At 41.0% G+C, this 12,605-nt stretch carries 11 protein-coding genes; 7 read left to right on the top strand and 4 right to left on the bottom strand.

The annotated features are described in order from the left end of the window. Window positions 1-86: 86 nt before the first annotated feature. Genes Q0590_RS09670 through Q0590_RS09660 form a run of 3 tightly spaced genes read left to right on the top strand, consistent with a single transcriptional unit; the run spans window position 87 to window position 1,921 of the window. Window positions 87-935, top strand: coding sequence for a methylated-DNA--[protein]-cysteine S-methyltransferase (locus Q0590_RS09670; RefSeq protein ID WP_302037319.1), 849 nt, complete (start codon window positions 87-89; stop codon window positions 933-935). Then, complete coding sequence (locus tag Q0590_RS37540) at window positions 922-1,332, top strand: Ada metal-binding domain-containing protein (RefSeq protein ID WP_366970395.1); 411 nt, start codon at window positions 922-924, stop codon at window positions 1,330-1,332. The genes Q0590_RS09670 and Q0590_RS37540 overlap by 14 nt, the downstream gene beginning before the upstream one ends. Next, window positions 1,316-1,921 (top strand): alpha-ketoglutarate-dependent dioxygenase AlkB family protein, encoded by a 606-nt coding sequence (locus tag Q0590_RS09660; RefSeq protein WP_302037318.1) that lies wholly within the window; start codon window positions 1,316-1,318, stop codon window positions 1,919-1,921. Before Q0590_RS37540 ends, Q0590_RS09660 begins: the two co-directional genes overlap by 17 nt. 167 nt (window positions 1,922-2,088) lie before the next feature. Here Q0590_RS09660 and Q0590_RS09655 read toward each other — a convergent pair whose 3' ends face one another. After that, a complete protein-coding gene (locus Q0590_RS09655; RefSeq protein WP_302037317.1) occupies window positions 2,089-2,304 on the bottom strand; it encodes a hypothetical protein in 216 nt (71 codons plus the stop codon). A 320-nt stretch (window positions 2,305-2,624) separates the two neighbouring features. Then, window positions 2,625-3,923 (bottom strand): cation:proton antiporter, encoded by a 1,299-nt coding sequence (locus tag Q0590_RS09650; RefSeq protein ID WP_302037316.1) that lies wholly within the window; start codon window positions 3,921-3,923, stop codon window positions 2,625-2,627. A 662-nt stretch (window positions 3,924-4,585) separates the two neighbouring features. Between Q0590_RS09650 and Q0590_RS09645 the strand changes: the two genes are divergently transcribed. The 3 genes from Q0590_RS09645 to Q0590_RS09635 all read left to right on the top strand — a co-directional run bounded on the left by Q0590_RS09645 (window position 4,586) and on the right by Q0590_RS09635 (window position 7,375). Beyond that, on the top strand, window positions 4,586-5,077 hold the full coding sequence (locus Q0590_RS09645; RefSeq protein ID WP_302037315.1) for a GNAT family N-acetyltransferase: 492 nt from the start codon (window positions 4,586-4,588) through the stop codon (window positions 5,075-5,077). Between the two features lie 371 nt (window positions 5,078-5,448). Then, window positions 5,449-6,690: a T9SS type A sorting domain-containing protein gene (locus Q0590_RS09640; protein WP_302037314.1), complete on the top strand. Its 1,242-nt coding sequence runs from the start codon at window positions 5,449-5,451 to the stop codon at window positions 6,688-6,690. A gap of 448 nt (window positions 6,691-7,138) precedes the next feature. After that, window positions 7,139-7,375, top strand: a complete 237-nt coding sequence (locus Q0590_RS09635; protein WP_302037313.1) for a hypothetical protein — start codon at window positions 7,139-7,141, stop codon at window positions 7,373-7,375. A gap of 2 nt (window positions 7,376-7,377) precedes the next feature. Here Q0590_RS09635 and Q0590_RS09630 read toward each other — a convergent pair whose 3' ends face one another. Further along, a complete protein-coding gene (locus Q0590_RS09630) occupies window positions 7,378-10,632 on the bottom strand; it encodes a ligand-binding sensor domain-containing protein (RefSeq protein WP_302037312.1) in 3,255 nt (1,084 codons plus the stop codon). Between the two features lie 224 nt (window positions 10,633-10,856). Between Q0590_RS09630 and Q0590_RS09625 the strand changes: the two genes are divergently transcribed. Then, window positions 10,857-11,201, top strand: coding sequence for a hypothetical protein (locus tag Q0590_RS09625; protein ID WP_302037311.1), 345 nt, complete (start codon window positions 10,857-10,859; stop codon window positions 11,199-11,201). A gap of 257 nt (window positions 11,202-11,458) precedes the next feature. On the opposite strand, the gene Q0590_RS09620 is transcribed toward Q0590_RS09625, so the two are convergent. Then, entirely contained in the window at window positions 11,459-12,604 is a 1,146-nt protein-coding gene (locus tag Q0590_RS09620; protein ID WP_302037310.1) for an acyl-CoA dehydrogenase family protein, read from the bottom strand. Between the last annotated feature and the right edge of the window lies 1 nt (window position 12,605).

Here is a 12,605-nt window from a genome sequence, read left to right as displayed (position 1 = left end):
TTATTTTCTTAACGGAAAACATTAGCAAGTTTCGGATTTTATAAAGGCAAAAGAGTTGCCACCTTTGTTCTATAAAACCTGACACCATGGACACGCAAGAACAACTTACTTTTAGCCGGATTGCACAGGCCATAGAGTACATCCAAGTAAACTTTCAACAACAGCCCACCTTAGAGGAAGTTGCCGAAAAAGTGCATCTTAGTCCTTTTCATTTTCAGCGGCTTTTCAGTGAGTGGGCCGGCACAAGCCCAAAGAAATTTTTACAATACATCAGCCTGGAGCATGCAAAAAAGCTGCTGCAAAATAGCCATACTTCGCTGGTTGAAACGGCTTATCAAACAGGGCTTTCTGGCACCAGCCGGCTTCACGATCTGTTTATTACCATTGAAGGAATGACGCCCGGCGAATACAAAAACGGTGGGAACAATCTCCTGATCAATTATAGCTTTGCTGAAAGTCCCTTTGGCAACCTTATCGTGGCCTCTACGCCTAAAGGGATATGTTATATGGCTTTTCAGGAAGATGAAACTCAAGCATTTGCAGAACTCCAAGCTAAGTTTCCAAACGCCAACTTCAGCAGGAAGCTGGATATCCTGCAACAAAATGCCTTATTCATTTTTCAACATGACTGGAATAAGCTGCCGCAAATTAAATTGCACTTAAAAGCTACAGAGTTTCAGCTCAAGGTATGGGAAGCCTTACTTAAAATACCCATGGGCAACCTTTCTACGTATGGTTCCATTGCTGAGCAAATAGAAAAGCCCTATGCATGCAGAGCCGTAGGTACTGCTATTGGCAGTAATCCGGTAGCTTTTTTAATTCCGTGCCACCGGGTTATCCAATCATCTGGCGCCATTGGCGGATATATGTGGGGAAGCACCAGAAAAAAAGCCATCATCGGGTGGGAGGGAGCCAAAATAAATGCGGTTAGCTAAAATTGAAAGAATCAATAGCAACAATCTAATTTCTATTAACTGGCAAGTCCTTAGATTAGCTAGGGACAATGTAGAGAAATTATTGCCACTAGCCAACCTGTTTGTTTTGACACAGCAGCTATCTAAGAGGCAAGCTAAATTTTTAAGTATGATACATCATTTAGATATAAGTAGGCAGGCTTTACGCAGTGCGATCAAACATCACTTGATTTGTTTGGGAGGTAACCGGAAGTTGAAAATTTACGGAACCTTATCTTGTTCCACAGGTAAACGAATGAAACGGGAAAATAGAGTTTTCTTTGCATCCGAAAGGGAAGCAATTCAAAATGGATACAGACCTTGCGGACATTGTATGAACAAAAAGTATCAACACTGGAAGAATGGAATTATTTCGTAAACAGCCTAATGCACTCATTAATTTACTACCCAGCCAGGGAGTGGTACATTACTATGGGAAAATGTTTTCAGCTGAGCAAGCAAATCATTATCTGGATACTCTGCTGCATACCATCGCATGGAAAAATGATCAGGCCATTATGTTTGGTAAACTAATCACAACCAAACGCAAAGTAGCCTGGTATGGTGACCGGGATTTTGAGTATAGCTACTCCAACATTACTAAACGGGCTTTACCCTGGACACAAGCATTACTGGAGATAAAAGCAAACGTAGAGCAACAAACCGGGGAAACCTATAATTCATGCTTGCTTAACTTATACCATACAGGTGAAGAAGGGATGGCCTGGCACAGCGATGATGAAAAGGATTTGAAAAAAGACGGAGCAATAGCCTCGGTAAGTTTTGGTGCAGCGCGTAAATTTTCTTTTAAACACAAAGAAACGAAAGAAACAGTTTCGTTACCTCTGGAACATGGAAGCCTGTTAGTTATGACTGGAACTACCCAAACTTACTGGGTACACCGGTTACCACCAACAAAACTCACTACCGAGCCTAGAGTAAATTTAACGTTTCGAACAATCGTCTAACCCTTTAGCTGCTTGAGATATTCGGGCTGTAGCAGAAAAAATCAGTTACTGGATGCACTCCCACATTAGTTTCGAAAAGAAGGCAGCGCGTGTCGTACTGAAAAATTATGATAGTACCCTTGAAGAGATTGAACGAGATACGTATGTTTGAAAAGTAGAGGCCAATCTTAGCATACGGCCAGTTGAGAAGCTTCTTTTACAACAACATTCCGTACTTTATTTTCCTCAGCATCATGCCAGATTTGCGCATAATGTCTTCCAAGCCGGAATAAGTTTATTTTATATTTGCCCTCCCAGTAACTGTAGCAATACTTACCCTCATTCCAAACATATTGGGCTTTGCTCTGCATCGGCAGAAATTTTATTTTTGATAAGGTATCCATAACTTGAGAATTTAATGGCTGTTAAACACATACGATACAAGATAAATAGTCTTTATAGTTAATGATTAAAAGCTTCAGAAGTAAACTGTTCGTTGCCTGGAATTTTGGGTGATATGATGCTATGGAAAAGAATGAGCAATTATACATAACTGCTCACTAATTGTATGGCGACTATAAACAGTAAGATTATTCTCAATTTGTACAGGTAAGTAGTAATCTTTAATAAAGCTGGAAAGGTGAGATTGTATTCTTTGTTAGATTCACTGCAGATGTATCCATAATTGGCCACAAGGAATGTATTACGATACTCTTGTGCTGGTTTACACGACAGCTGCTTCTTCTTTCTTCATTTTTTTCTGTTTCTTTTCGTGCAAATTATCCGTAGCCGGATCTTTCATTAGTCTGTTGATGGTTAACCCTTGCACAATGATGGAGAAAAGGACCACACAATAGGTAATGGTAATAATAAAATCTTTTGCTTCCATAGCTGGTAATGACAGTGCTAAGGCAATAGGAATGCCTCCCCGCAAGCCACCCCAGGTAAGAATCATAATGGCTTTCTTGCTGAATGTTCGTTTAAAATTAAACAGGTAAATAGGGGTTAGCACACCAATGTACCTGGAAGCAAGTACCACAACTACGGCTATAGCGCCAGCCATAAGAAACTGTGGCGTAAAATGCATATGAATGAATTTTAGCCCAACCAACATAAACAATACTGCATTTAGCAGTTCGTCTATTAAATTCCACAGCTTGCTGACAAACAGATTGGCTATGTTTGATTTGTGTTGACTACGCCCTTCATAACTGATACACAAACCGGTAACAACCATAGCCAATGGACTCGATACATGCAGAAGTTCTGCTAAACGTGTACCTCCAATTACCATGATTAATGTTAGTAGCACTTCTAATTCATAAAAGTGATTGTCCACCGCTTTCAAACAATGGAAACCTGCCGTACCTACAAGCAAACCTAGCAATAAGCCACCAATGGCTTCATGAAAAAAGATAGAGGCTACCATCATGGGCGTTACGTTTCCCACACCGGCATTTACAATCTGCAATACAGCCAGGTACAGTACTACCCCAAATCCATCGTTAAAGAGTGATTCGCCAGAGATGCGTACTTCTAACCTGCGTGAGATAAAACTTTCTTTAATCATCGCCATTACGGCTACCGGATCAGTAGGAGAAATGAGTGCTCCGAAAAGTAAGCAATAAATGAAATCCAGTTGAATAGAAATTAAAGGCAAGGCGTAATAGAGCAATACCCCGGAAACAAAAGCGGATACAGCCGTTCCAACTGTGGCTAGTACGAGCACTGTCCATTTTTCACGCTGCAAACTCCGGATGTTAATGTGCATAGCTCCTGCGAAAAGCAAAAAGCTTAAAATAAAATTGAAAAGAGCTTCCGTAAAGTTGAAATCAATAATAAACTGCTTTAAGGGAATTGTAGTCCCCGGGAATATATATTCGGTAAATACAATTCCAAGCGAAGTACAAAGAGCCAGTATGGTTACACCAATAGAAGCTGACAGTTTCAGCCAACGGTTGTTAACATACAGGATGCAGGCACATAAAAGTATTAAGATCAGTACAATATCTAAATTTTCCATAACTGTTAAGCGTATCTTCTTTCATTAACGTGCACGCATTTACCCAACGAAGAGACTTGGTTTGGCTAAAAGCCAGGTGCAAAGAAGATAGAAGTATACAAAGAAATAGATGATTCAGGTCAGTGTAGGGGTGGCCAGCAAAAGAAGTCCTATGAAGAAGGTAAGAAAACAAAAATATACTTGCTTTAACAGGCCAGATGAGCTACATTTTAGCTGGTATACACGCGGGAAGTTCTACCGCGTAGGTAGAAAAGCACGTAGAAACACCCTTAAAAAAGAGTAGATACCCGGGTTGTGAATAGCGGCTAGGTGAATGTTTTTAAAAGAAATAACTATGGTACATGGGAAGTAAAGAAATAGGTTTCATATCCTTTTCAGGTTGTAAAGGCTACTGCTGTCCAGGATTAAACTCCGTATGCGTCGTCAGTCAGAAGCAAGGGTTGCTATAATCTGAGAACTAATTCTATTAAATGGGCTAGTGCTACATGGCAGATAGGCTAAAATTCTACTGCTGAACACTTATTCGAGAGCCATCCAACGTAAGTTCCAGGCTGTACATGTACTTTTACCTGTTAGTTGAGTGCTTTGTTTAAAGCCAAAATTGTATAATTTTATATCATCAGTTTTAATTAGATCACCTACATAAGCTGCACCACAGTAAAATGACTTTTACTTTTCATAACGACCGGCCTGAAGATTTTATAGCTATTCTCCGGGAAGTTGGCCAGTGGCTCATTGAGTCTAAGCAAGAGATGTGGCAATTGGACACCCTTACGCCTGAAAACCTGTTCGACGATTGCGCAACAGGGAATTGTTATGTAATGTATGCTGACGGAGAACCCGCCGCTACCTTTATTCTTCAATGGAAAGATCCCCTGTACTATGCCGATGTTCCAGACAATACCGCAGGGTTTATTCATAAAGTAGCCATCCGACGCAAGTTTGCTGGTCAGGGCTTTTTTGCACATATGTTAGATTTCTGCCGTAACGAATGCAAAAAGCGGAATATTTATGAAATACAATTAGAGACAGATGCTACCAGACCATCACTGATGCGTTTTTATGAAAAATATGGCTTCCAACCCATCTATCGTAAAATGATCGAGGAATTCGGACAAACCTTTAATTGCCAGTATTACAGGCTGGAGGTTTAATCCCATACTAATATACTGTTATCTATCTGGTGTGCTTTAGCTTCTTTCCTTATGTGCTCTACACCTGTACTCAAATCCATCGTGCCTCATAAACCCTGGTAACACCTGACAACAGAATAGGATTTCCAAAAAGGATAAAATATACATGAAGCGTAAAAGGCAAGATCATAAGTAGCGTATTTATGTTTCTAACTCATTGGAAAGTATTAGTAATCAGCTCAGTAAAATAAGTGTTAGATCGGGTAAATACTGTCTGTCCAGCTCCCTGCCAAGTGCCAAATAGCTAAGCCATACCCGGGCTATAGATTTACCTTCTAAAAGAGAAATAGATTAACCATTACGTGCCAAGCATAAACTAAATGCAAAAAAGTATGGATCTACGTAATAACATATTGGTTAATAGGGATGGAAATTTAAAACACAAAATATGGGTTGCTGCTTGTTTTATACTCTTGTTTTTAATGGCAGGTAGTTTCGCTCAGAAAAGTTACGGGCTTTCATTTGTTTCTTCAAAAAGTGGAAACTGGAACGATCCCTGCACCTGGAACAATGCAAACGGGTGTCCTGGAAATCCGCCAGCAGCCGTGGTGGGAGTAAATGTGCCCGGACCCAACGATGATGTCATTATTTTTAATAAACATATCATTGATGTTACGGTGGCATCAGCTGTAAGGAACCTGACTATCGATAATGGTACAGGCAATAATACCACGACTGTTAATATCAAAGGTAACATTACCTTTACCATCCACGGGAAATTAGTGATAGACCGCCATGGAAATATCATCGTAGATGGGGCTTTTGTGTATGTCAAAGGCGACATTTGTGTGAAGAATAATGGGAATATTGCCGTACAGGGGACACCGCCAACAGTCGATAGCTACTTTTTTGTAGAAGGTTGTTCTTCCAGTGGAAGTACAGATTGTTCGACGATAGATAGTAATCCCCCTACGTTTATTCAGGGTGCCTACATGATCTGGTGTATTGCTTGCAAAGGCAACCCAAGTGCAACTTTTGAGGGAACGCCAGGCGCATGTATGAGTTTTTTACCACTGGAGTTTTTTGATTTCGCTGCTACCTATAACAAAGATCATCTGAAAGGGCCAGCTGTGCAACTTTCTTTCGTCACAGTAGGCGGACAAATCGGGCATACCTATACGCTTGAACGCTCAAGAGATGGCCACCGATTTGAACCCATCACTACTATTCAGGCTAAAGCTTCCAATGAAGGGTACACTTCTTATGCGTATGTTGATTATAATCCGCTGCCAGACTTTTCTTATTACCGGCTTAAGCAGGTAACAGAGGGTGAAAAACCTGATTACAGCAAAATTATAGCTGTTTATGTGCCTGCAGAAGATATTGGGTTATTTACCCTTTTTCCCAATCCATGTAGTGGCCGGGGTTTAACTATATACTTTGTCCGGTGTAATGCTTTATGGATAGAGATTAGTGATGCATATGGCAACCGGATAGATCAAAGCCGGTATACGCTTAGCGCATCTACGGCACAGGCAAGGCTTCACTTCCTGCAACCGCTTCCTAAAGGGCTATATTATCTGAAGTTAAGGTTAGATGAAAAACTTGTACAAAGTAAATTTATCGTTCATTAAAAACACAGGTGGTTTATAGATAGTATCTATGTAAAGAAATTGCCCCACGTATACATGAAAATCCAATGTGTACGTGGGGCTTACTGTAAGCGGTGAGTTGTATAATTGATCAATACATTGTAGAAGTAGTAGAGTCCCATCAACAGCCAAACAAATTACTACTAATAGAGAAGTTTACATACCTACTTCTGCTGCCCAACCATTTTATAAGAACTTGTTCAGGCTTATTATCTCCTATGTAAGAAGAATAGATCAGGTTCCTAGCCAACATATATATTCACACATTCAATCTGCCTGCATACTGGCCAAGCCCTTGGTTTATTGATTTAAGAGAATATACACTTATTTCTTCAATGTGTTTTTGAATCAAGATAGAACTCAGTCAACAATCATTTGTTGTATAATGTAAGTCAATGCATCATATTTTATCTAAGAAACATTTATTGTTTTGAAAATATACAATAATTTATGTATATTGAAGAAGGTTAATCTATGGTTATTGCTTACTTTATTTTACGATACATTGTCTACAGACGGCGCAATGAACAGAGCAGAATTCATTAATAAGTTATTAAAATTAGATCCCGGGCTAGCTGTCCGGGCCTTGCGGAATGATAGACTTACCGCAAAGCTGAAAGTAACTTCCTTACTTAAAGAACTGAGGCTATTAGTGAAAGACACGTAAAGCTAATTTGTTAACGTGTAGGTGTTTTTCTGTTGCTGCAGATGATTGGCAGGAGAAATGGACACCTGAAGAATGACTTCCGTACCTAAACCTGGCTTGGAATGTACAGTAATAGAGCCATTTATTTTCTTGGCCCTGGCTTGCATATTCTCCAGTCCGTTTCCCTTCTTTTTCAGTTTATCAGGCTCGTATCCACAGCCATTATCTTTAATTGCAATTGATAATAATCCTTCCGTAGAAGTGGCCACCACATGCACTGTTTTACAATGGGCATGCTTGACTATGTTTGTTAGAATTTCCTTGCAGATTAACGTAATATGCCGGCTATTGCCACCAGCAAAACTAAGCGCAGGGTCATGCAGATCTTTGAAGAAATAAAAAGCTATATCTGTCCGGTCAAATAACTCATCGCCAAAATCTTTTATGTTTAACAGAATTACTTCAACCTTATCGCTTTGAGGGTCAATAGACCAAATGAAATCTTTGGTGCCGTAGTACAAGGTTTGGGCATGCTGGCTCAATTTTGAAAGTAAGTCTTCAATATGAAAATCTTTTTTGCCATGCCGTAGGGTAATCAGGTTAATAAGTGCCGTAATACTGGCCAGTTGATTGCCCATTTCATCATGAAAATCCATGGCTACCCGTTTCCGGATGGCTTCTGCCTCCTGAACTTTCACGCGTTCCATCATTAGCAGGTTCTCTGTTTTTACCCGGAGCCAGATACGGTGGATAATAAAAAAAAGAACGCCAAATAAGAGCAGCATAATAGCCCTGAACCACCAGGTTTGCCAAAAAGGAGGGCTTACAACAATCTTAAGAAAAGTCACTTGTTCATTCCACACCCCATCGCTATTCGTACCTTTTACTTTTAATATATAATTCCCGGGCCGAAGGTTTGTATAAGTTGCATATCGTTTGCTTGCATTCGTATAATTCCATTCTTCTTCGAAATTTTCCAGGATATAGGCATACCGGTTCTTTGCCGGCGAAGCAAAATCAAGCGCCACAAAATCAATAGAAAACGCATAATCTTTGTAGGTAAGGTTAATTTGGTCTGTTAAATACAGCGGCTTCTCCAGCACTGGCTTTTGACCTTTCCGTGTATTTTTATGAGGTTTGCCTACCTCCAACCGTTCATTAAAAATATGTAGGTCACTTAGTAAAACCGAAGGTTTAAAGTTGCTCTCTTTGATTTGAACCGGATAAAACATAGTAAATCCGTTGTTGCCTCCAAAGAACATAGCCCCATCTCTGGCTTTGCAGTGTCCGGATAAAAAAGAAGTGCCTTGCAAGCCGTCGGATACATCGTAGCTTTTTGACCGGCCGGTGAAAGTGTTGTAATGAATAATTCCTTTATTGGTGCTTATCCAGAGATTATTCGTTTCATCTTCCAGAATACCATATACACTGGTGGAGTGAGTTAAAGATTCTCCTAAAAATATGCGCTGAAAGTTGCCTTTGTCAGCATTATATAAACATAGGCCGCCACCTTGTGTACCTACCCATATCCTGCCTTTGCTGTCTTCAAATACTATTTGCGGCGTATCGCTACCGATGGTAGAAAGATCGTTCGCTTTATAGCGTAAATGCGTATAGGTTGCTTTCCCATTTTTATCCATCTGCAAGCGGTCAAGACCGCCATCTGAGGTGGCTATCCACACATTTTGCCTGGTATCTACAAAAATATGCCTGATCCAATCGTTGGCTAATGAATTAGTATCTTGTTCACTATGCAGAAACTGCTGGGTTGTATGCTTATTCTGGTCGTGCATATAAAAGCCTCCGCCCCAGGTGCCAATCCATAATCTGTTCTGATTATCAACAGCTACCGATGTTAATTCAGTATAAGGAATCTGGGCTGCTTTGTTATCTTTTTGCAGATCATTAAAGTGAGTAAAGCTGCTGGTTTGTCTGTTAAACCGGTCTAATCCGTTACTGGTAGCCACCCACAGATTTCCATCCAGATCTTCACACAATCCCCATACCCGTTTGTCGGCAATGGAGCCAGGGGTATTCGCCTGCGGCCTGAAATGCGTGAATTGGTTTTTAACCCGGTCGTATCTACTTAATCCCGCGCCCCAAGTACCTATCCATAGCATAGCATCGTTTGTCTCGTACATAACCCCGATATTGCTTTTTGCGACACTGTTCGTTTTAAAAGGGTTATTTTTAAAATGGGCAAATTTAGGTCCCTGCGGATTAAAATGACTCAAGCCCTGGTCGTGTCCAAGCCAGATATTGCCGCCATTGTCCTCAAATATACTTGTTACCCACTGGCCTTGAAGTGAGTGGGTTTGCAGAAAGTCTGTCTGGTAATGTCTAAACGTGTGGTCTGTCCGATTGAAATAATTTAATCCGCCTGCATGCGTACCTATCCACAAGTCGCCACTGCTATCTTCCATAATGGATAAAACAGAGTTATTGCTTAGGGAATAAGGTTTGGTCTTATCAGAGGTATAAATAGTGTAGTTTTTACTGGCCGGATCATAGCTGTGCAGGCCATTTTGCTGCGTTCCAATCCAGAGAGTGCCCTGGCTGTCAAAGGTAAGTGCTTTTACAAACTCTCCGGTCGTTTGCGGAATAGTGGTTGCCTCTGCAAAACTTTGAAAAGTGCCTGTTCGTTTATTGAACAAATAAACACCTTTACCCCAGGTACCTACCCACAGATTTCCCTGCGTATCTTCGGTAATACCGTCAACCGCCACACTGCTTGTGGCATCCGCTGAAGGAATGAAATAGTTATTGAACTGGTTGGTAGTTTCATCATACCTGCTCAAGCCTTTATTCGTTCCAATCCATAAATATCCATCCCGGTCTTTAAACAGGCACCAGATTGTATTGTCGGCTAACGAATGAGCAATGGCCGGATCGTTATAATAAGAACTGAACGTAGCAGTCTCTGCGTGGTATTTATTAAGCCCATTATTGGTACCCACCCACAAATTTCCCTCTTTATCTTCACATAAAGCTTTTACCCAGTTATTAGATAATGTATGTGGTTTGCCTGGAACAACATTAAATACCTTAATAGAATAGCCGTCGTAGCGGTTTAGGCCATTTTGTGTGCCTATCCATAGGAACCCGTCGTTGGTTTGTTCAATGTCATATACCGAGGTGTTGGAAAGGCCTTTATCCAGGGAGATGTGTTTAAAATTGATAATTCGTGTAAACGTATCTGCTTGTGCAAATCCAGTTACAGAACAGATGAGCAGCAGAAAACAAATTAAAAAAAGTTTGATCCAAGAGAGGCAAACCATTGGACATATTGTATATGAGGGTCCTAATTTAGTGTAAAATATGGGCTTTAACAAGCAACGTACGAAGAGCAGAGATAGGCACCCATAAAATTTGTACGTATACTACCCATCTGGAATAAGTAAATTCTGTAAGATTGTGTATCGGTATCGTTATGGGTTTTCTTTAACAGAATTATTCAACGCTTACACCTACTTTTGAAACACATCCGGAAAAATACTCGCTTATGAAAGCAACATACCTGATTTTACTACTGTCCCTGATAAGCATTAGCGAAGGGTGCCATTCTACAACCAGTAAACCAGAAACAACAACTGAGCAACAACCTACGCCCATGGACAATGGATTTGTGACAGGAGAAGTACAAGCCGTAACGCCGGGCAAAGATGGCTATACCGCAAAAATAATTTCAGCTGATAGTCTGCTTTACTTTGCTACTATTAGTCATGCCAATTTAAAAGAGAATGCTGCCCAGTACCGGACCGTAAATGTAGGAGAGAAGATAACTGTAAAAGGGGATATTTGGAAGATGGGTGAAGAAACCCACATTACGGTAAGAGAATTAAAGTAGCTAGCAAAGTAGCAAAATTCTTTATCTAGTCAATGCTAAGTAAACTCCACCAATAGATGATTGTATATGGGAGTAAAAAGCTCATTTTACAGAAGCGGTAGAGCAAACACCGGGAAGTATAGCCGGATATCTATTTTTCACTCGAAGGAAGATACTCTGCAAAACCACTGCTTTAAGTAGATGCACTTAAAGTAGTGGTTTAAGAAAAAAGGTTGGTTCCATGAGAGGGAAAATGGATTGTCCAACGGCTTCAACAACTATTCTGCTTCATCTGTTGGGAAATAGCCTGTGGTCATAAAATGGCCGGTAAAATAATGTTGATTTTTTTCAGAAAGCGGATGGAAAGTCGCAGCCTGCACATCCCGGAACAATCTTTCCAGCTCCAGTTTACGGAAAAAGCTGCGGCCTCCTACTACTTCCATTGCCTTCGTTACAGTGGCTATACATGCATTGGCAACCGTCGTTTTCCTGATTAGAATTTCATTGGCTTGCGTATTAACAGGCTGAAAGTTGTACTCATTAGTTAATTTGAGCATGTCCTGCCAAAGCACCTGGGCAGTCGTGAGGTAATTCTGCATCTCACCCAGCAAATAGAGCACATGGTTCCCTTTTTTTGCATGCGTCCGGGCAATCTGGACTGCCCTTTCTGCTATACCTACATATACGGACATAATTAAGGGCATAGCCACCGTGAGTACCGTATTCCACACCGGATGAAATTCTCCTTGCGGCCTACTCAGCGAAATGGCGGAATCTGGTACGAATACCCGGGTTAATTCCACCGTATGAGAGCCGGTTCCCCGCATGCCCATGGTATCCCAATCGCTTTTTACCGAAAGGCCTTCAGATGTAAAAGGAACGCCGAAATGAAGCACAACAGGACCTTTTTCCGGGTCTTGGTATCTGGCACTGGTTACCAGAATGTCTCCGGTGGGAGATTGACTGGCAAAGTGTTTTCGGGCAGTTACCAGATAACCACCCTCCGTTTTCTCCATCGATCCATTGGACGACAACCAATCGCCTGCCCCCGTACTGACTAAAACCAATTGATTCGCAGCAATTTTCCGGAGCAGGGGTTCGGCATTTTGCCCTTGCTTGTACCGCCATATATTGGCTGCGACCAAATGCTGGTGCATAGACAGTGCAAGGGCTGTAGACCCACAATGCTGGGCTAGTTCCCGTATGATATTACACGTTTTTGTATACGATAGTCCACCACCTCCCAGCTCTTGAGGAATGGCCATTGAAAAAAAATGATTTGCTTTTAATTGCTCGTAATTTTCCAAAACAAACGTATTTGTCAGGTCGTAATGTGCAGCCCGTTGTGCAAAAGTATCACCTAGTTGGATTAAGGAATCATCCCACTGGGCTAGGGTGGGTGTTTCTGTGGAAATAATAGTCATA

The sequence above is a fragment of the Rhodocytophaga aerolata genome, assembly GCF_030503435.1.
Classification (GTDB): Bacteria; Bacteroidota; Bacteroidia; order Cytophagales; family 172606-1; genus Rhodocytophaga; species Rhodocytophaga aerolata.
This window is presented reverse-complemented; position numbering and strand designations above follow the sequence as displayed.

Bases quoted from the DNA above. Each gene is read 5' to 3' on its own strand.
- Q0590_RS09630 (WP_302037312.1), bottom strand. From the start codon at position 10,632: ATGGTTTGCCTCTCTTGGATCAAACTTTTTTTAATTTGTTTTCTGCTG.
- Q0590_RS09660 (WP_302037318.1), top strand. From the start codon at position 1,316: ATGGAATTATTTCGTAAACAGCCTAATGCACTCATTAATTTACTACCC.
- Q0590_RS09655 (WP_302037317.1), bottom strand. From the start codon at position 2,304: ATGGATACCTTATCAAAAATAAAATTTCTGCCGATGCAGAGCAAAGCC.
- Q0590_RS37540 (WP_366970395.1), top strand. From the start codon at position 922: ATGCGGTTAGCTAAAATTGAAAGAATCAATAGCAACAATCTAATTTCT.
- Q0590_RS09620 (WP_302037310.1), bottom strand. From the start codon at position 12,604: ATGACTATTATTTCCACAGAAACACCCACCCTAGCCCAGTGGGATGAT.
- Q0590_RS09670 (WP_302037319.1), top strand. From the start codon at position 87: ATGGACACGCAAGAACAACTTACTTTTAGCCGGATTGCACAGGCCATA.
- Q0590_RS09625 (WP_302037311.1), top strand. From the start codon at position 10,857: ATGAAAGCAACATACCTGATTTTACTACTGTCCCTGATAAGCATTAGC.
- Q0590_RS09650 (WP_302037316.1), bottom strand. From the start codon at position 3,923: ATGGAAAATTTAGATATTGTACTGATCTTAATACTTTTATGTGCCTGC.
- Q0590_RS09645 (WP_302037315.1), top strand. From the start codon at position 4,586: ATGACTTTTACTTTTCATAACGACCGGCCTGAAGATTTTATAGCTATT.
- Q0590_RS09640 (WP_302037314.1), top strand. From the start codon at position 5,449: ATGGATCTACGTAATAACATATTGGTTAATAGGGATGGAAATTTAAAA.